The 17,860-nt window shown below is 72.6% G+C and carries 18 protein-coding genes; 8 read left to right on the top strand and 10 right to left on the bottom strand.

Annotation, left to right across the window (positions count from 1 at the left end):
• Positions 1–32: 32 nt before the first annotated feature.
• The gene (locus ACFU5F_RS36625) at positions 33–614 is read left to right on the top strand and encodes a hypothetical protein (protein WP_383897113.1); all 582 of its coding nucleotides are present in this window, start codon (positions 33–35) and stop codon (positions 612–614) included.
• A 30-nt stretch (positions 615–644) separates the two neighbouring features.
• Here ACFU5F_RS36625 and ACFU5F_RS36630 read toward each other — a convergent pair whose 3' ends face one another.
• Positions 645–1,157 carry a hypothetical protein gene (locus tag ACFU5F_RS36630; RefSeq protein ID WP_383897115.1) on the bottom strand — a complete coding sequence of 171 codons (513 nt, stop codon included), beginning with the start codon at positions 1,155–1,157 and terminating at the stop codon, positions 645–647.
• A gap of 343 nt (positions 1,158–1,500) precedes the next feature.
• On the opposite strand from ACFU5F_RS36630, the gene ACFU5F_RS36635 reads away from it, so the two are divergent.
• Complete coding sequence (locus ACFU5F_RS36635; protein ID WP_383897118.1) at positions 1,501–2,409, top strand: Gfo/Idh/MocA family protein; 909 nt, start codon at positions 1,501–1,503, stop codon at positions 2,407–2,409.
• Here the strand turns inward: ACFU5F_RS36635 and lnt are convergent.
• Both lnt and ACFU5F_RS36645 read right to left on the bottom strand, forming a co-directional pair.
• Entirely contained in the window at positions 2,355–3,926 is a 1,572-nt protein-coding gene (lnt, locus tag ACFU5F_RS36640) for an apolipoprotein N-acyltransferase (RefSeq protein WP_383897121.1), read from the bottom strand. The genes ACFU5F_RS36635 and lnt overlap by 55 nt on opposite strands.
• A 195-nt stretch (positions 3,927–4,121) precedes the next feature.
• Entirely contained in the window at positions 4,122–4,616 is a 495-nt protein-coding gene (locus tag ACFU5F_RS36645) for a nuclear transport factor 2 family protein (RefSeq protein ID WP_383897124.1), read from the bottom strand.
• A 248-nt stretch (positions 4,617–4,864) separates the two neighbouring features.
• Here ACFU5F_RS36645 and ACFU5F_RS36650 point away from each other — a divergent pair, with 248 nt between their 5' ends.
• Complete coding sequence (locus ACFU5F_RS36650; protein WP_383897126.1) at positions 4,865–5,479, top strand: DUF4291 domain-containing protein; 615 nt, start codon at positions 4,865–4,867, stop codon at positions 5,477–5,479.
• A 57-nt stretch (positions 5,480–5,536) separates the two neighbouring features.
• Here ACFU5F_RS36650 and ACFU5F_RS36655 read toward each other — a convergent pair whose 3' ends face one another.
• The 3 genes from ACFU5F_RS36655 to ACFU5F_RS36665 form a co-directional block, all read right to left on the bottom strand.
• A complete protein-coding gene (locus tag ACFU5F_RS36655) occupies positions 5,537–6,367 on the bottom strand; it encodes a DUF6585 family protein (RefSeq protein WP_383897129.1) in 831 nt (276 codons plus the stop codon).
• A gap of 166 nt (positions 6,368–6,533) precedes the next feature.
• Positions 6,534–7,823, bottom strand: a complete 1,290-nt coding sequence (locus ACFU5F_RS36660; RefSeq protein WP_383897132.1) for a serine hydrolase domain-containing protein — start codon at positions 7,821–7,823, stop codon at positions 6,534–6,536.
• A gap of 136 nt (positions 7,824–7,959) precedes the next feature.
• On the bottom strand, positions 7,960–8,922 hold the full coding sequence (locus ACFU5F_RS36665; protein WP_383897135.1) for an expansin EXLX1 family cellulose-binding protein: 963 nt from the start codon (positions 8,920–8,922) through the stop codon (positions 7,960–7,962).
• Positions 8,923–9,170: 248 nt separating this feature from the next.
• Here ACFU5F_RS36665 and ACFU5F_RS36670 point away from each other — a divergent pair, with 248 nt between their 5' ends.
• Entirely contained in the window at positions 9,171–9,911 is a 741-nt protein-coding gene (locus ACFU5F_RS36670; protein WP_383897138.1) for an SDR family NAD(P)-dependent oxidoreductase, read from the top strand.
• Positions 9,912–10,192: 281 nt separating this feature from the next.
• Here ACFU5F_RS36670 and ACFU5F_RS36675 read toward each other — a convergent pair whose 3' ends face one another.
• From ACFU5F_RS36675 to ACFU5F_RS36685, 3 genes are all read right to left on the bottom strand, one after another.
• Positions 10,193–10,789 (bottom strand): chloramphenicol phosphotransferase CPT family protein, encoded by a 597-nt coding sequence (locus ACFU5F_RS36675; RefSeq protein ID WP_383897141.1) that lies wholly within the window; start codon positions 10,787–10,789, stop codon positions 10,193–10,195.
• On the bottom strand, positions 10,786–10,965 hold the full coding sequence (locus ACFU5F_RS36680; RefSeq protein ID WP_383897144.1) for a hypothetical protein: 180 nt from the start codon (positions 10,963–10,965) through the stop codon (positions 10,786–10,788). Before ACFU5F_RS36680 ends, ACFU5F_RS36675 begins: the two co-directional genes overlap by 4 nt.
• A 145-nt stretch (positions 10,966–11,110) precedes the next feature.
• Positions 11,111–11,986, bottom strand: a complete 876-nt coding sequence (locus tag ACFU5F_RS36685; protein WP_383897147.1) for an undecaprenyl-diphosphate phosphatase — start codon at positions 11,984–11,986, stop codon at positions 11,111–11,113.
• Positions 11,987–12,340: 354 nt separating this feature from the next.
• Between ACFU5F_RS36685 and ACFU5F_RS36690 the strand changes: the two genes are divergently transcribed.
• Genes ACFU5F_RS36690 through ACFU5F_RS36700 form a run of 3 tightly spaced genes read left to right on the top strand, consistent with a single transcriptional unit; the run spans position 12,341 to position 15,197 of the window.
• A complete protein-coding gene (locus ACFU5F_RS36690; RefSeq protein WP_383897149.1) occupies positions 12,341–13,558 on the top strand; it encodes a Gfo/Idh/MocA family protein in 1,218 nt (405 codons plus the stop codon).
• Positions 13,555–14,490, top strand: coding sequence for a PmoA family protein (locus ACFU5F_RS36695; protein WP_383897152.1), 936 nt, complete (start codon positions 13,555–13,557; stop codon positions 14,488–14,490). Before ACFU5F_RS36690 ends, ACFU5F_RS36695 begins: the two co-directional genes overlap by 4 nt.
• A complete protein-coding gene (locus ACFU5F_RS36700; protein ID WP_383897155.1) occupies positions 14,484–15,197 on the top strand; it encodes a cupin domain-containing protein in 714 nt (237 codons plus the stop codon). The genes ACFU5F_RS36695 and ACFU5F_RS36700 overlap by 7 nt, the downstream gene beginning before the upstream one ends.
• Positions 15,198–15,270: 73 nt before the next feature.
• On the opposite strand, the gene ACFU5F_RS36705 is transcribed toward ACFU5F_RS36700, so the two are convergent.
• A complete protein-coding gene (locus ACFU5F_RS36705) occupies positions 15,271–16,053 on the bottom strand; it encodes a TVP38/TMEM64 family protein (RefSeq protein WP_383897158.1) in 783 nt (260 codons plus the stop codon).
• A 514-nt stretch (positions 16,054–16,567) separates the two neighbouring features.
• Between ACFU5F_RS36705 and tuf the strand changes: the two genes are divergently transcribed.
• Positions 16,568–17,737: an elongation factor Tu gene (gene tuf, locus ACFU5F_RS36710; RefSeq protein ID WP_383897161.1), complete on the top strand. Its 1,170-nt coding sequence runs from the start codon at positions 16,568–16,570 to the stop codon at positions 17,735–17,737.
• Positions 17,738–17,860 lie beyond the last annotated feature (123 nt).

Genomic DNA, 17,860 nt, shown 5'->3' on the forward strand with positions numbered 1-17,860 from the left:
CGGGACAGGGGGCGACGAGTGCGGAGGACACGGTGGCGGAGCGACAGGAGCAGGTGGCACCGGACGCCCTGATGACCCGGATCGGGCAGGCGGTCATGCTGCACCATGGGGGTGACCGCGAGGAGGCCCGGCACCGTCTGCAGCAGCTGTGGGCCGAGATCGGCGAGGACGGCACCCCGCTCCACCGCTGCACGCTGGCGCACTACATGGCCGACACCCAGGACGATCCGGACACCGAACTGGCCTGGGACCTGAGGGCGTTGTCGGCGGCCGACGAGCTGTCCGACGGCCGGTCGGCCGGGCCCGCCCCGGACCTGCACCCGGTCCGCCTCGCGGACCGCCCCGGCGGCCGGCCCGACGAGTGCCCCGACGCGCTCGCGGTGCGCGCCTTCTACCCCTCGCTCCACCTCAGCCTCGCCGCCGACTACGCCAAGCTGGGCCGCCCCGACGCGGCCCGCAGCCATCTGCGGCTGGCCCGGGCCGCACTGGCCGTGCTGGAGGACGGCGGTCACGGCGACGGCATCCGCACCGCACTGGGCCGGCTGGAGGCCAGGCTCGACGAGGCGGGTCCCGGCGGAGGGGACGTCCCGGGGCCGCCGAGACAGCGGCCCTAGCGACCGCGTGCGCACGCCGTGGCGGGCGCCTCAACGGCCGTAGACGTCCTTGCAGATGGCCGCCTGGGGAGTGTCCCTGCCCCAGCCGCCGTACCTGTGGCCGAGCGCGCACACGTCGGAGTTCCCGGGCGGCTGCGTCGGGATGTTCTCGGGGAGGGGCGGGATGTCGATGGAGGGCCGGGATCCGGGGGGCGGGCCGTAGCGCTGGTGGGGACCCTGGCGCTTGTGCCGGGAGGACGGCGCAGGAACTGGGCCGACGGGATCGGGGGCGGCGACGGTGGCGGTCGGCACGGTGGACCTCGGTGCCGTGGACGTGCTCGGGGCGGGACTCCGCGGCGGGCCGATCAGCTCCAGCGCCTCACGCGCCGGGGCCTGCACGATCTGTGTCTCGCGGGTGCCGTCCGGGCGGGGCTCGGACGGCGGGGACGGGACGGGCGACGAAGGGTGCGGGGGAGGGTGGTGCGTGGTCACGCAGCCGGTGAGGGCCGAGACGGCCACGGTGACCAGGAGTGTCGCGGTTGCGGTGGTGGTCGGTCGATGCACGCGCCAACTCTGCTGTGTCCGGGTGCCTTTGGGGAGGGGGCAAGCGGATGATGCCCCCACATGGGTGACGCCGGGGACCGTGGACGACGTGGGGGTTCGGTACACCGGGGCTCGTGGCAGGAGCCGTGGCCCGGGGCTTCGGCGGGTGCCGTGTGGCCGTCCGCGCCTCCTGCCGCCGCCCTCCGGTCTCGCGGTGGGGGTCGAGCCGGCCTTCGAGTACGGTCCGTTCCGCCGACGGTCCGGGAGGGCTCAGCGTGCTCGGTCATCATGCCGACCGTCCTGGCACCCCCCCGTATGCTGCGGACGAGGCAATTCGACGGCACACCGTGGACGGGAGACCCCAGTGAAGGTCGGCTGCATCGGGCTCGGCGACATCGCGCAGAAGGCCTATCTCCCGGTCCTCGGAACCCGGCCGGGGCTCCAACTCCACCTGCAGACGCGGACACCGGCCACGCTCACCCGCGTGGCCGACAGCCTGCACCTTCCGCCCGGCCAGCGGCACACCGATCTCGACGGGCTGCTCGCCCAGGAGCTGGACGCGGCCTTCGTGCACGCGCCGACCGTGGTCCACCCCGAGATCGTGGAGCGGCTGATCGAGGCGGGCGTGCCCACGTACGTGGACAAGCCGCTCGCGTACGAACTCGCCGCCTCGGAACGGCTCGTACGGCTCGCGGAGGAGCGGAACGTCGCGCTCGCCGTGGGCTTCAACCGGCGGTACGCGCCCGGGTACGCCCAGTGCGCCGACCATCCGCGCGAGTTGATCATCATGCAGAAGAACCGCATCGGCCTGCCCGAGCTGCCGCGCCCGATGATCCTGGACGACTTCATCCACGTCGTCGACACCCTGCGGTTCCTGGTGCCGGGGGAGGTCGAGGATGTGACGGTGCGGGCCCGCACCGAGGACGGGCTGCTGCACCATGTCGTCCTGCAGCTCTCCGGGGCCGGGTTCACCGCGCTCGGCGTCATGAACCGGCTCAGCGGTTCGGCGGAGGAGACCCTGGAGGTCTCGGGACAGGACACCAAGCGGCAGGTGGTGAACCTCGCCGAGGTCGTCGACCACAAGGGGCAGCCGTCCGTGCGGCGGCGCGGCGACTGGGTGCCCGTGGCCCGGCAGCGTGGCGTCGAGCAGGCCGTCCTCGCCTTCCTCGACGCCGTGGGCGCGGGCAGGGTGCTCAGCGCCCGGGACGCGCTGGCCACTCATGAGCTGTGCGAGCGGGTGGTGCGGGAGGTGGAGGAGGGGTCCGCCGCCTGAGCGGCGAGCGGCCGAGGACCCGTCCGCCTCAGCCGCAGGGCCCGTACGCCCTCGAAGGCGCCCCACGCGACCAGGACCAGCAGCGCGGCGCGGACCGGCCACTCGCCGAAGCGGACGTACGGCGTCGTGCCGCCGGCCAGCGGCACCTCGTACACCGCCGACGCGCTCGCGTCCGTGCCCAGCCACGGGCCGACCTGCTCGCCGGACGGGCCGTACACCGCCGAGACGCCGGTGAGTGTCGCGTGGACCATGGGGCGGCCGGTCTCGGCGGCCCGCAGCGCGGCCAGCGAGGCGTGCTGCTCGGGCGCCCAGCTCTGCTGGAACGTCGAGGTCGCCGACTGCGCGAGCAGCAACTCGGCGCCGTCCAGCGCGAGATGGCGGCTCATGTCCGGGAACGCGGACTCGAAGCAGACCATGGGGCCGATCCGCAGCCCCTTCCCGGAGTCGAACACGACCTGCTCGGTGCCGCGCCGACGGTCCTCGCCCGCCGCCTCGCCGACCGAGGTGGCCCAGCCGAGCAGTGAGCGCATCGGGATGTACTCGCCGAAGGGAACGAGACGCATCTTGTCGTACCGGTCGCCGGTGGGGCCGTCGGGGCCGACGAGCACCGAACTCTTGTAGATGCCGGGGCGGTCGGAGCGGCGGGCGTCGACGTTCACGAGGATGTCGGTGTCCGTCGCGCGGGCCAGCGCCGCGATCCGGTCGGAGAGATCGGGGCGGTCGGCCAGGTCGTGGCCGACACTGCTCTCGCCCCACACGATCAGGTCCAGGTCCTGCCCGGCGAGCCGCCGGGTGAGGGCCTCCTCACGGGCGAACCGGGCGTCGGGGCCGTCGGTCACGCCGGGTTGGACGACGGCGATCCGCACCTCGCCCCGGACGTCGGGGCGCGGAGCCCACCACCACACCGCCGAGGTCGCGACCACGGCCGTGACGAGACCGGCGAGCGCGGGCGCCCGGGACGTCCGTACGGCAATCAGCACGGTGAGCGCGACGTTGACGGCCACGACCAGGAAGCTGAGCAGCCAGACCCCGCCGACCGAGGCCAGCCGCAGCGCCGCCTCCACCTGCCACTGGCTGGACCCCAGCAGGCCCCACGGCCCGCCCAGGCCCTGCCAGGAGCGGACGAGCTCGATCATCAGCCAGCCCGAGGGCACGACCAGCAGCGCGGCGGAGACCCGCCCGGGCGAGGGCGAACCGGCCAGGAACCTGTGCGCCAGCCACGCCCAGGGCGCCCATAAGGCGCCCAGCAGGCCGGCGATGAGGAAGGTGAAGACATGCAGGTTCGGCAGGAGCCAGTGATGCATCGCGAGCATGAACGCGAAGCCGCCGAGCCAGCCGTCGTACGCCGCCCGGCGGCCGGTCGGAGCCGTGCGGATCAACAGGATCCACGGCACCAGCGCCCCGTACGCCGACCACCACAGGCCCGGAGCGGGGAAGGCGAGCACGGGCAGGGCGCCCGCCACGACGACGGCCGACCGTCGCCGCCATGGGGAGGCGACCCAGTCCGGAGTCCTCATACAGCGCCTCCCTCCCACCGGTGCGTCCCTCCAGTGTGCGCGCCGGGGACGATCTCCGACAGGGGGCGTGGGCGGGGCGGGCGGTGGGGCGGCGGTGACGGGCGGGAGGAAGGGGGCGTGGAGGGGGAGGAAGCTGGGCCGACCGGCGGACCGGGTGGGCTCGCCGCTCCCGCCCGCCGGCGGGATGCGGTGCGCTCAGGCCGGGGCGGGGCGCTGGGCGGGGGTGAGGCCCTCCGGGGCGCGGCGCCATTTCTCCTGGACGAGGACTTCGCGCAGGCGCCAGCCGTCGGGGGTGCGGATCACGGTGAACGCGTAGCGGCCGCCGCAGACGAAGTCGGGGGCGGTGGATCCGCCGTCGCGTCCGGCGAGACGCATCGGGTTGATGTAGTCCGCCTGGACCTGGGCGGTGTCACCGGTGTCCTGCTCCAGATACCCGAAGCGCACCCGCCGGTTGACGATCAGGTGCTGCCGCATCGGGAAGAGTTCCATGCTCCGGGCCAGCCACCCGGAGACCTGCGCGGCGTCGCCCTCGATGCCGCCCGCCGAGCGGTAGTCCGCGCGTCCCCCCGGTGCGAACAGATCCCGGTAGGCCCCCCAGTCGCCGTCGTCCACCGCCACCGCGTATTCGGTGATCAGGCCGTCGACGGCGAGTCGGTCCATCACGGTCGCGAGCTCCACGCGCTGCGTCATCGGCTCAGTCTTGGGGCACGAGCCGCGCCACGCCAAGGGGCGTGCGCGCAGATGGGGGATATGTCAGGGATCGTGATCGGGACGGGGAGCCTGATCGCGCTCGGGACCGTGATCGAGCGTGGGGGTGGGCGTGGCCGCGTGGGCTTGGGCTTGGGGTTGGGCGTGGGCTTGGGGTCAGGAGCGGGAAGCGGGCCGGGGCCGTCGATATTCGGTGGCCGCGGGATGCGGCTCTGACCGAATCTGTCGCCGTGAAACAAAGTGAACCTCTCGCACAGACCGAGCCCAAGTTCCGTATCCGCGCCCGCCACACCGCCGACACGGTCACCGTCTACCAGGCGTACCGCCCGGAGATCGGCGGCCCGGCCGCGCGCGACGGTCGCTTTCCGGCCGCGTGGAAGCGGGACCGGATGACCTGGATCAAACCCTCCTTCCTGTGGATGATGTACCGCTGCGGCTGGGGCACCAAGGAGGGGCAGGAGACCGTGCTCGCCGTGGAGATGACCCGTGAGGGGTTCGAGTGGGCGCTGCGGCGGGCCTGCCTCTCGCACTTCGTGCCCGGGTTGCACGGCGACCAGGCGGAGTGGAAGCGCAGGTTGAGGCGGTCGTCGGCGCGGGTGCAGTGGGACCCGGAACGGAACCTCCGTCTCGGTCCACTGCCGCACCGGTCCCTCCAGCTGGGGCTGGTGGGCGAGGCGGCGGCGAGGTACGCCGACGAGTGGATCGTCGGGATCGAGGACGTGACGCCGCTGGCCCGGGAGGTGCACGCCCATGTGCGGGCGAGCGAGCTGGACCGCGCCACCGCACTGCTGCCGTACGAGCCGCCGTACCCGGTGGCGGAGGACGTGCTGGCCCATCTGCGATGAGGCTCGCGGGACGCGCAGGGGCCCGGCGCGCCACCGGACCCGCCTCGGCGCGACCGCTCACTCCGCGGGTTGCCGCGCCGATCGCCGCAGGGCGTCCGTGACGGTGAGGAACAGGACGCTGTCCGGCACGTCGGAGACCGGTTCCCGCGCCGCGGGCTTGCGTTCACCGGTGACCAGGACGTGGATGGTCGACCCCATCAGGTCGACTTCGCCGATGTTCTCCCAGGGCAGGAACCGGCCCCCGTGTTCCAGCCCGGCCAGGCTCACCGTGAAAGGGCCGAACGCCGCGCGCCCTCCGGTCTCCAGCACCGTGCCGAGTTCGGCCAGCCGCGCTCGCGCGTCCTCCTCCGCGCTCTGACTCTGCACGGTGAGCCAGCCGTCCGCGATCAGGGTTGCCACCTGCTGCGCCTCGGGCGTGTCACCCGACACCGTGAAGTTGCCGGCCGGCGTCTGGACGTACACGGAATGCGTGGTCGCCACGGTGATCCCGTTGCGTTCGTGCTGCGTGGCGTGCCGTTGGCATCCGGTGATCTCGTCCCAGGCCCCGGCGATCGGCGGCCGCGAGCCGTACTGGTAGACCACGCCGCCCTCGAAGACGGCACACCATGCGACCGGCCGGAACCGCGCGGCCAGGGGGACGGCGATCGCTCCGAGAAAGGAGCATCCGCCGAGGACGATGAAGAGGATCGCGTTCGTCCACTCGCTCTCACCGCTGATGACGAACACCATCATCACGCAGAACGCGGTGACCAGGAGGAGCATGAACGCGCCACCCCAGGACACCGAACTCGTCCGTGTGCGAAAGGCGTACCGGCCGGCACCGAGCTGCCGCTCCGCCGCAGCCGCCGGCACTGTCGCCGGGATCTCGTCCCACAGGTTTCGGGCCACCCTCGCCACCCCCGCCGTACGTCGTCGACCCACAACAGGCTTGACCACAAGCCGAGTTGGCGATCCGAATGTGAGCGGGATGCTACGGCGTCCGGCTGAAAAGCGGTAGGTGTCGCCGCCCCCGGCCGGGGGCGGTGAGGGCCGGCCCCGGCTCCCTCGGAAGCGGTCAGCCGCTCTTGCGGCCGAGCAGTTCACAGACCGCGTTCTCCTCGACCGTGCGCAGTCGCTCCAGCAGGTCGGGGGCGAGCGTCCTGTTCACCTGGGTGGTGAGGGAGAAGGTGAGGGACCTGCGGCCGTCGGGGGTCGCGGCGATCAGCTGGGTGTAGCCGGGGAAGTTCCCGGTGTGCCCCAGCACCACCCCGCAGCGCGTGTCGTAGCGGAAGATGGCGAGTCCCGCTCTGTTCCGGCCGGGCCCGGCCGGTTCGGACGCGCCCTCGATCCAGCGGCGCTGCTCGCGCAGAACGGACCTCGACGTCAGTGCTCCGGCGGCGTAGCCGCGGATGAAGCGTGTCATGTCGCGCGGGGTGGAGACGATCCCGCCCGAGGCCCACACACCGGACGCGCTCAGCGCTTCGCTGACGTCCTCCGGCGGTGCGGGCGGCTCGACGGCGTAACCGTGCATGTACGGCCCCGGCATCTCGTAACCCAGCGGGAGACTGGTGTCGCGCAGGCCGAGCGGCCGGTACACGATCCGGCTCAGCAACTCCTCGTACGGGCGCCGGGTCGCCGCCTCCGCCATCAGGGCGACGGCGATGTTGTCGGAGTTGGAGTACTGGTAGCGGGAGCCCGGGCGGAAGCGCAGCGGTTCGTCCGCGACGAAGTCCAGCAGCCGACGTGGGTCGAAGGTGCGGCGCGGGTCCGCGAGGAGCAGCTCCAGGAACTCCGGGTCCTCGCTGTAGTCGGGCAGACCGCTGGTGTGGTTCAGGAGCTGCCGCAGCGTGACCGAACGCCAGGCGCGCGGCAGCTGGGGCAGGGTGCGGCCGATGGTGCTGTCGAGGCTGAGCACACCTTGCTGCACCAGGCGCAGGGCCACGGCGCCGCTGAACGCCTTCGCCGTGCTGGCGATCCGCATGTGGTCGGTGGGCTCGATGGGACGGCCGGTCTCCAGGTCGGCGACCCCGGCGCGCAGCACGCGTGACGCGCGGTCGCGCTGCAGGACGACGATCACACCCGGCGGTCCCCCGGGAGTGGCGACCAGCTCTTCGAGCTGCTCCTGCAGGGTGTACTCGCTCCCGCCGCCCCGGGCCTGCCCAGGGCCGTCGTCGGCGGTGGCGCCCGTGGCGGGGGCGAGGAGCAGGCCGCCCAGGCAGGACGCGCCGAGCAGGGCGACGAGGGACAGACGGAGACGGCGGTGGGAGCGCGGGCCCGTACGAGAAGGGTTCGTGGTACGGGAAGAAGCCGTACGACGACGGGTACGGGTACGGCTGTGCGGGTGGGGAGCGGGCGTGAGTGGCATGAGGGTCCCGGGGAGATCGATGGGCAGGGCACCCTCAGCATCGGCCGGACCGCACGCACGCGCGCGCGAGCTTGCGCTGTCCGGCCGATCGACCGCGCGAGCCGTGCACGGCTCGCGGGGGAGCGGGACGGTGTGCTCAGTGGGGGCTGAACTGCACGCCGGTGGCCTGTACCGCGTTCGGCCGCACCGCGATCCCGTCGACGGTGAGCTGCTCCCCGTAGATGTCGGTGATCCTCAGGGCGCCGCCGCACCCGCTGCCCTGTTCGGAGAGGAAGTAGTTGTACTCGGTTCGCGGCAGCCGGCTCCAACTGCCGCCGCTGCGGACCTCCAGCCGGGCCACCGGGTTGCGGTGACCGATCACCTGGATGCCGCACCAGTACTGGCTGGACCCGGTCTTGTACCGGATGGAGAGCCGCTCGGACGTGTCGGGGCTCAGCAGGCTCCACGTGATCGGGATCTGCCCCTGGGAGGGGGCGGCGAGCTTGGCGAACGCCTGCGGGCTGAGGTCCAGTTGACCGGGCCGGCAGGGTGACGGGCACTCGTTGGTGATGCGGACCGTGACGGTGGCCCCGCTCGCCGCGCGGACGCGGACGTAGGCCCCGCAGGCCTTGGAGACCTCGTAGTCGGTGGTGTTCATCGCTGCCGTCATGGTGTCGCCGCTCGGGTCGTACGAGCAGGCCCCGCCGCCGTCGGTGTCGTAGAAGGTGGCGACGCCCTTGTAGTCGACCCCGGGACGGATCCGCCCGGCCAGCTGTCCCGAGGCGGACCCGGCCTGCTGGGTGACGGCGGGCGCCGGAGGGGTGGGCTTGGGGGACGGGGTCGCCGACTCGGTGCTCGTCGAGGGCGACGGGGAGGGGGACTTCGAGGGCTTGGCGCCGGGCTTGCGCTTCGGCTTCTCGGCGGAGGGCGCGGTGGCCTCGGGGGTGGTCGCGGTGGGCGCGGCGCCGACCTTCTCGGACGCCTCGGTGCCGCTGTCGCGGCCGGGGCCGAAAGCGACGACGAGAGACGCGGCGAGTCCGGCGGCCGCGACGGCGGCGACGGTTATGAGGGCGGTGCGCCGCTTGGGCCGGCGGGAGGAGCGGTGGGAACGGGCTGCCACGTTCGAGTCCTTCGGTTCTGTGCGTGGTGCGGAGTGGTCCGGAACGATGTGGTTCAGGGCGATGTGTGGTGGGTGTGAGGCTCGTGTGGAGGAGCTTCGCACTCCTTGGTCGCCGCCGGGGCCGGAATGGTTGCCCTTGATGTCGGCTGATGTCAGCCGTCGACCGGGCTGCGATCGTAGGATGATCGATCATCGAGTCTTCGGTGGCCGCGCGCCGCGTGGGTCACGTTCGCCATGGGGAGGTTGGAATGTCACGTCCGGTCACGGTGGTCACCGGCGGAAGCCGGGGGATCGGGGCGGCGACCTGCCTGCGGCTCGCGGCGGACGGCCACGACGTCGTCGTGGGGTACGTGAACGACGGGGCCGCCGCCGAGTGGATCGCGACGGGGGTGCGGGCGAACGGGGCGCGCTGTGTCACGGTGCGGGTGGACACCTCGGTGGAGGCCGACGTGGACCGTCTGTTCGAGACGGCGGCGGAGCGGCTCGGGCCGGTGACGGGACTGGTCAACAACGCCGGGGTGACCGGCCCGTTCGGCAGACTGACGGACACCGGCACGGACGTGCTGCGACGGGTGGTCGAGGTCAACCTCCTGGGCGTGCTGCTCTGTTCGCGCCGGGCGGCCACGGTCATGTCGGCCGCGGGCGGCGGCGTCATCGTGAACGTGTCCTCGGCGGCGGCCACGCTGGGCAGCCCCGGCGAGTACGTCCACTACGCGGCGACCAAGGCCGCGGTCGACGCGCTGACGACGGGGCTCGCGAAGGAACTCGGGCCGGACGGCATCCGGGTCAACGCGGTCGCGCCCGGAGTGATCGACACGGAGATCCACGCGCGGATGGGGGACCCGGAACGGGCCGACCGTATCGCCGCGTCCGTCCCTCTCCGGCGCCCCGGCCGCGCCGACGAGATCGCCTCGGCCATCGCCTGGCTGATGTCCCCGGAGGCGTCGTACACGACGGGCGCGGTGCTGCGGGTGTCAGGCGGCCGCTGACGCGTGCGCCTGCGGGAGTGCGGGGGCGTCGGGGGCCGGCGGGGTGGGGGCTGGTCGCGCAGTCGCGCCCTTGGTGGGGGTGTTGTGGGTCGGTGGTTGCTTGTTCGGCGGGGCTGTGGATGTCTTGTGGGTTTCCGCGGGTCGGTTGACCGGAGCGCTGAGGGGGCTGGTCGCGCAGTTCCTCGCGCCCCTGGCGGGGGTGTTGTCCGTCGGTGGTTCTTGTTCGGCGGGTCGTGGGTGGCCGGCCCCGGGGTTCTGCGCGGCCCCTGACCGGGGCGTGGTCAGGTGGTCGGTGCCTGTCGGGCGCGCAGGCGTTGGAACGCTGTCGGTGTGGGGCGGTTGGTCAGGAAGTCCTTGATGCGTACGGCGCACTGGAGCGGATCCGCCCGGCTCGTGTCGCACTCGATGTCGTAGAGCCCGTGCGCGTGCACCTGGGCCAGCTGTCGCGCGGCCAGCCCCGGCGGCCGGTCACCCCGCTCCCGCTCGCGCCGTTCGAGTTCGGCGCGGGGGCAGTGCACCCCGACGAACACCACGTTCTGCGGTACGAAGAGGTCGAGGCAGTCCCGTAGGCGCCACTCCGCGCTCAGGACGTGGTCCATGACGACGTGGTTGCCCGCGGCGGCCATGCCGGCGATCGCCCGGTGATAGCCCCGCCAGGTGTTGTGCAGCACGGTGGCGAGCCGGTCGGCGGGAATCTCCTGGCCGGTCCGCATGGCGTGGAACGCGTCGACCGGGATGTGGAAGGACGGCTCGTCGAGGATGCGGAGCAGCTCCACCGCGATGCTCGACTTGCCCGAACTGGACGTGCCGTTGAGGAAGATGACCAGGCCCCCGGCGCCGTCCTCCGGCTCGTCGGCCGCCGGCCGCCCGGGTGTCACGCGGCTTCGACGACGTCTGCGCGTATCGCCGCGGCCCACTGCGCGACCAACAGCTCGTACTCGGCCCGCTCCTGGGGCGACAGGGACCCGCCGGCGCGCCGCCACAGCGCTCGGATCCGGTCGTTCAGGTCGGCGGCGGACCGCACGGAACCACACGCAGGGGGATCGGGGGACATGTCGACAAGAATATGCGCCCGCACTGACGGTGCGCTATGGGGCGGCTACGGATGCCGTATGTGGTTGGTCACTGAAGGGAGTTGGGCGCCGTCGGCCGGCGTCGGGCCGCCGACTCGCCCGCGTCGGCCCGCCCACTCGCCCGCGTCAGCCGGCGGACTCGCCCGCGTGGGGACTCAGCACACCCGTCGACACCAGGACGACGATGACGATGCCGAGCGCGATGCGGTACCAGACGAACGGCATGAAGCTCTTGGTGGTGATGAACTTCATGAACCACGCGATGACCGCGTAGCCCACCAGGAAGGCGATGACCGTGGCGAAGATCGTCGGACCCCAGGAGACATGGCCGCCCTCCATCGCGTCCTTCAGTTCGTAACCGCCCGAGGCGATCACGGCTGGGATGGCGAGGAGGAAGGAGTAGCGGGCGGCGGCCTCACGCTTGTAGCCCATGAGGAGGCCACCGCTGATGGTGGCGCCGGAACGGGAGACGCCGGGGATGAGGGCCATGGCCTGGCAGAGGCCGAAGATCAGACCGTCCTTGACGTTGAGCTGTTCGAGGCCCTTGCGCTCCTTGGCGGCACGGTGCTTGCCGCCGGTCTCGTCGCGCGCGGCCAGGCGGTCCGCGACGCCGAGCACGATGCCCATGACGATCAGCATGGTCGCCGTGACGCGCAGGTCGCGGAAGGGGCCCTCGATCTGGTCCTTGAGGGTCACGCCGAGGACACCGATCGGAATGGAGCCGACGATCACCAGCCAGCCCATCTGGGCGTCGTGGTCGGAGCGCAGCTCCTTGTTGAACAGAGAGCGCGACCAGGCCGAGATGATGTTGGCGATGTCCTTGCGGAAGTAGATCAGCACGGCGGCCTCGGTGCCGATCTGGGTGATCGCCGTAAAGGCCGCGCCCGGGTCCTCCCAGCCCGAGAAGGCCGCCGTCAGGCGCAGGTGCGCGCTGGAGGAGACGGGGAGGAATTCGGTCAGCCCCTGGACGAGTCCGAGGATGAGGGATTCAAACCAAGACATGAAGTTACGTGGTCCAAGCGCTGATCGTGGTGGGCCGACGGAAGACGTGCCGCGCCGCGGGGCGGGTGATCACAGGTGTTGGGGGCAGCCTAGCGCCCCGTGGGGACGGGCCCGTCACAGGGGTTTCGCAAGGCCCGGCGGGGGTCGGGCGGAGGGGGTGCGCGCTTCGGGTGGGGCGAGGGCGTCCGAGGTGTGGAACGGCCGAATGCGCGGTGTTGACCAGTCACTATGTCCGCACATACTTTGCTGGCGAGGAAAGCGCTTGCCGCTGGGAGGGTCGCCGACTGCCGGGGCCCCGCCACCAGGCGCCGGCCGATGTCCGATGCCACGTTCGATGGAGTGCTGATCACGTCCATGCCCACATCCAGCAACGACCCGAGTCCTGCTGCGGACCACCGGCAGAACCGTCCGCCGGCCCCGCTCGCCGGCCGTCGTGTCCGTGCCGCGATCATCGGCATCGGCGCCATCGGCGGCGGTTCGCACCTGCCCGCGTTCGAGCGGCTCGCCGAGGAGGGCGAGACCGAGGTCGTCGCGGCGGTCGACATCGATGCCGACGCGGTCGCGAAGTTCTGCGCGGAGCACGGCATCCCGCACGGCTACACCGATCTGGAGCGCATGCTGGCGGAGCAGCGGCCCGACCTGGTCAGCGTCTGCACCCCGCCGACCCTGCACCGGGACCAGACGATCGCCGCCCTGCGGGCCGGCGCCTGGGTGTGGTGCGAGAAACCGCCGGTGCCGACGCTGGCCGATTTTGACGCCGTCGAGGCGCAGGAGGGGGCGGACAGCGGCGGGCCGTACGCCTCGATCGTCTTCCAGCACCGCTTCGGCTCCGGCACGCGGCACGTACGGAAACTGCTCGCGGAGCGCAGCCTAGGGCGCCCGCTCGTCGCGCACTGCCAGACCACCTGGCACCGGGACACCGCCTACTACGCCGTCCCTTGGCGCGGCCGTTGGGCGACGGAGGGCGGCGGGCCCGCGATGGGCCACGGCATCCACCAGATGGACCTGCTGCTCGATCTGCTCGGCCCGTGGAGCGAGGTGCGGGCGATGGCCGGCCGGCTGGTCCACGACGTGGAGACCGAGGACGTCTCCACGGCCCTCGTGCGCTTCGAGAGCGGAGCCCTGGCCACGATCGTCAACAGCGTTCTCAGCCCCGACGAGGTCAGCCGTATCCGCATCGACTGCGAGCGCGCCACCGTCGAACTGACCCATCTGTACGGGCACTCCAACGCCGACTGGTCCGTCACCCCCGCCCCGGGCACCCCGGAGGCGGACGTGGCGGCCTGGCGGGACTTCGGCGAGGACGTGCCCAGCTCGCACCTGGCGCAGCTGCGGGAACTCGTGGCGAGCATGCGGGCCGGGGAGCGCCCGCGCAGCAGCGGCGCCGACGGGCGGACGAGCCTGGAGCTGATCGCCGCCCTGTACAAGTCTGCCTTCACCGACGTGACCGTACGGCGCGGTGAGATCGGGCCCGGCGACCCGTACTACACGGCCATGCACGGAGGCGCCCCCGGATGGGCGCCCGGAACCGCCCAGGTGTCCGCCGACGCGACCGAGGAGAGCACCGCATGACCTTCCACGAGGGGCTGCGCGTCGTGCACGCCCACGGCGACCGGATCACGGTCACCGAACCCGCCACCGGTGTCGAGCTGGTGAGCTACGTCTACCGGCCGGAGTCGGCCTGGGAGGCGCCGAAGCCGTATCTGCACCCGGTCCGGACGCTGGCCGGGGACGTCGTCACCGACTTCCGCCCCAACGACCACCGCTGGCACAAGGGTCTGCAGCTGACGGCCTCGCACCTGTCGGGCCAGAACCTGTGGGGCGGCAACTCGTACGTGCACGGAGAGGGCTATCTGCCCCTCCCGGAGCGGGTCGGATCGATGGCGCACGCCGGCTTCGACGTCGTCGAGTCGGACGGCGAACGGGTCGTGATCGCCGAGCGGCTGACCTGGCACCCGTTCACGGGGGAGCTGTGGGCCGACGAGGAGCGGCGGATCGAGATCCACGACGTGGACACGGAGTCGGGTTCCTGGGCGCTGACCTGGACGAGCGCGATCACCAACCGCCGGGACGAGCCGCTGCTGTTCGGCAGCCCCACGACCGCCGGGCGCGAGATGGCCGGCTACACGGGCCTGTTCTGGCGCGGCCCGCGCGCCTTCCGGGACGGGCGGATCATCGGGCCCGACACCGAGGGGCCCGGCCTGATGGGGGAGCAGGCGCCCTGGCTGGCCTACTCGGGCGAGCACGACGGCACCGACGGACACGCCACCCTCGTCTTCGCGCACGCCCCGGAGAACGATCACACGGGAGCCGGGGGCGCCCACCCGGCGCACTGGTTCGTCCGCAACGAGCCCTTCGCCGCCGTCGCCCCCTCCTGGGCCTTCTTCGACGAGCTGGCACTGGCTCCCGGTGACACGCTCACCCGCCGCTACCGGGTGGTCGTGGCGGACGGGGCCTGGGAGCGGGAGGAGATCGCCAAGTACCTGGAGGCGCACCCGTGGTGAGCGGCTTCGAGGGACTGCCGGGCGGGGTCGCGGTCTCGCACCTGTGCGTCTACGACTGGCCCGCGGCGGACGGTGTGAGTGGCGGAACCCCCCATATGCATCTGACCTGCTCGGAGGCGTACGTCGTCACCGGCGGGCGGGGCGCGGTGCAGACGCTGACGGCCTCCGGGTACGAGGTCACGCCGCTCGCGCCCGGGACGGTCGCCCGGTTCACGCCCGGCACCATCCACCGGCTGGTCGACGAGGGCGACCTGCGGATCACCGTCCTCATGCAGAACAGCGGACTGCCGGAGGCGGGCGACGCCGTCCTCACGCTGCCCCCGGAGTACCTGACCGACCCGGAGACGTACGCCGCCGCCACCCGTATCCCGGTGGACGCGCCGAAGGAGGAGCAGGAGCGGGCCGCCCGGGCCCGGCGCGACCTCGCCGTGGAGGGCTACCGGGTGCTGCGCGAGGCGTCCGGCCCAGAGCCGCTCGCCGCGTTCCACCGCGCCGCCGCCGCGCTCGTACGGCCGCGGCTCGCGCAGTGGCGGGCGCGCTGGGAGCGGGGGGCGCGGGCCGCCGCCGTGGCGACCGGGGAGCAGCTGGACCGGCTGGAGCGGGGGGACGCGTCCCACCTGGCCGACGCCGTGGTGCGGGCCGAGCAGCCGTCCGTGTACGGGAAGTTCGGTATGTGCGGGCGGCTGGACGTCTACCGGGGGGACTGACCGCTCCCGGTGCGGTGCGGTGCGGTGCGGGCCCGCGGCCCGTCGGACCGCTTCCGCCCGGGGCCTACGGAGATCAGCGGGTGCGCAGGTGGTGGCGTTTGCGCCAGGCCACCACGGCTCCGATCAGGGCCGGGACCGCGATGCACGCCATGGCGATCAGGAACGCCGGCGAGGTCGGGGACGAGGCCCGGGCTCCGGCGACCGCGTACGCGGCGGTGTTCGGGATCGAGCCGAGCGCGGTGGCCAGCAGGAAGGGGAGGTAGCCCATACGGGAGACCGACGCGCAGTAGTTGGCCGCCCAGAAGGGCACTCCGGGGAACAGCCGGGCCGCCAGCATCGACCGGAAGCCGTGCCGACTGAGCTGGCCGTCCGCCGACTTCAGCCAGCGGTGGCGGAGCAGGGGCCGCAGGGCGTCCTGCCCGAGCATCCGGCCCAGGCCGAAGGCGATGCCGGCGCCGAGGACCGTGCCCGTGAGCGCCGAGGCCAGACCCAGCTGGGAACCGAAGAGCGCGCCCGCCGCGATGTTGAGGATCGGGCGGGGCACGAAGGCCACCGTGCACAGACCGTAGGCCACCGCGAACATCACGACCGCCGCGGCGCCGCTCAGCTGGGGCGGCCAGCCATCGGCCAGCAGCCGCTGCGGCTCGAACAGCAGGACGGTCGACACGGCGCCCAGGAGCAGCAGCACGAGGAACGAGAAGCGGGCCCACGGAGCGAGCAGCGCTCTGCCCCAGCGGGCGGCCCGTCCCAGGGGCACGGCTGGAACGGCGACGGGCGTGGCGACGGCGAGCTCCGTGGCGGCGGTCCGGGGAAGGACCGTGGCGGTGCCCCCAGAGCGGGTGGTGGCATCGAGCATTCGTCGACGGTAACCGACCCATGTACGTGTATGCCGTACGGAACGTCTCACGGGGGTCACAGCGAGCGGAACAACGTGCTCGTCGGCCACGGTGTGCCCGGGTCCCCCACGGGTACCGCGCACCCCGCCGCCTGCGCCTTCCCGAACACGGTCCCGGACAGGGCGCCGTTCAGACCGGGCAGCCCCTTGTGAAGCATCTCTCTTCGGCTCCCTCCCGGACCCCGTGCGTACCGAAAACCATTCGACGCGAACCGACTTGTCGACGATGATCGACGACATGTTCCGGCACGCCTTCGCTCTCGCCGCATCCGCCACAGGCGCGGATGCCCCGAAGGCTGCCCTTCTGATCGTCGTGGCCGCCGCAGACGGCGCCCGAAGCTGACCCTTCCCGGACACATTCCGGCGGACCCCGCAGGGGGAGGGTCGGCCAGACCTCGGGGTCCCCGTCCCGGCAGCGCCCGTAGTCGCGCCGGGACCTCACCCAGTACCGCTGAAGAGACTTCGAGGTACCGCCATGTCCAAGACGGCTTACGTCCGTACGAAACCACATCTGAACATCGGCACCATGGGCCACGTCGACCACGGCAAGACCACCCTGACCGCCGCCATCACCAAGGTCCTCGCCGAGCGCGGGTCCGGCACGTTCGTGCCCTTCGACCGCATCGACCGCGCCCCGGAGGAGGCGGCGCGCGGCATCACCATCAACATCGCGCACGTCGAGTACGAGACCGACACCCGACACTACGCGCACGTCGACATGCCCGGCCACGCCGACTACGTCAAGAACATGGTCACCGGGGCCGCGCAGCTCGACGGCGCGATCCTCGTGGTCTCCGCGCTCGACGGGATCATGCCGCAGACCGCCGAACACGTGCTGCTCGCCCGGCAGGTGGGGGTGAACCACGTCGTCGTCGCGCTGAACAAGGCCGACGCGGGCGACGAGGACCTGATCGACCTCGTGGAGCTGGAGGTCCGGGAGCTGCTCACCGCGCACGGGTACGGCGGCGACTCCGTACCGGTCGTACGGGTGTCCGGGCTCAAGGCGCTGGAAGGGGACCCGCGGTGGACGGCGTCCGTCGACGCGCTGCTGGACGCGGTGGACACGTACGTCCCGATGCCCGAGCGGTATCTGGACGCGCCGTTCCTGCTGTCCGTGGAGAACGTCCTCACGATCACGGGCCGGGGGACCGTCGTCACGGGTGCCGTCGAGCGCGGCACGATCCACGTCGGGGACCGGGTCGAGGTGCTCGGCGCCGAGGTGGAGACGGTCGTCACCGGACTGGAGACCTTCGGCAAGCCGATGACGGAGGCGCAGGCCGGGGACAACGTGGCGCTGCTGCTGCGCGGGGTCGGCCGGGACGCCGTCCGGCGCGGGCACGTGGTGGCCGCGCCCGGCAGTGTGGTGCCCCGGCGGCACTTCACCGCGCAGGTGTACGTGCTGTCGGCGCGCGAGGGCGGGCGATCGACCCCGGTGTCCACCGGGTACCGGCCGCAGTTCTACATCCGTACGGCGGACGTCGTCGGGGACGTGGACCTCGGCGAGGCCGCTGTCGCCCGGCCCGGCGACCGGGTCACGATGAGCGTGGAGCTGGGCCGGGAGGTTCCGCTGGAGCCCGGTCTCGGGTTCGCGATCCGCGAGGGCGGCCGGACCGTGGGGGCGGGGACCGTGACGGCCGTGCGGTAGGCCGGGGCGGGACGTCAGGGGCGGCGTCGGCGGGGCGTGGGGGCCGCGGCCGGCCGGTGTTCGGCCGGCCGCGCCTGTCCCCGCGCCTGTCCCCGCGCCTGTCCCCGTGCTTGTCCCCGTGCC

It is taken from the genome of Streptomyces sp. NPDC057438 (assembly GCF_042802995.1).
Classification (GTDB): Bacteria; Actinomycetota; Actinomycetes; order Streptomycetales; family Streptomycetaceae; genus Streptomyces.

Coding starts and splice junctions, on each gene's coding strand:
- lnt (WP_383897121.1), bottom strand. CDS start 3,926: ATGAGGACTCCGGACTGGGTCGCCTCCCCATGGCGGCGACGGTCGGCC.
- ACFU5F_RS36645 (WP_383897124.1), bottom strand. CDS start 4,616: ATGACGCAGCGCGTGGAGCTCGCGACCGTGATGGACCGACTCGCCGTC.
- ACFU5F_RS36660 (WP_383897132.1), bottom strand. CDS start 7,823: ATGCCACTCACGCCCGCTCCCCACCCGCACAGCCGTACCCGTACCCGT.
- ACFU5F_RS36670 (WP_383897138.1), top strand. CDS start 9,171: ATGTCACGTCCGGTCACGGTGGTCACCGGCGGAAGCCGGGGGATCGGG.
- ACFU5F_RS36680 (WP_383897144.1), bottom strand. CDS start 10,965: ATGTCCCCCGATCCCCCTGCGTGTGGTTCCGTGCGGTCCGCCGCCGAC.
- ACFU5F_RS36685 (WP_383897147.1), bottom strand. CDS start 11,986: ATGTCTTGGTTTGAATCCCTCATCCTCGGACTCGTCCAGGGGCTGACC.
- ACFU5F_RS36690 (WP_383897149.1), top strand. CDS start 12,341: ATGCCCACATCCAGCAACGACCCGAGTCCTGCTGCGGACCACCGGCAG.
- ACFU5F_RS36695 (WP_383897152.1), top strand. CDS start 13,555: ATGACCTTCCACGAGGGGCTGCGCGTCGTGCACGCCCACGGCGACCGG.
- ACFU5F_RS36705 (WP_383897158.1), bottom strand. CDS start 16,053: ATGCTCGATGCCACCACCCGCTCTGGGGGCACCGCCACGGTCCTTCCC.
- tuf (WP_383897161.1), top strand. CDS start 16,568: ATGTCCAAGACGGCTTACGTCCGTACGAAACCACATCTGAACATCGGC.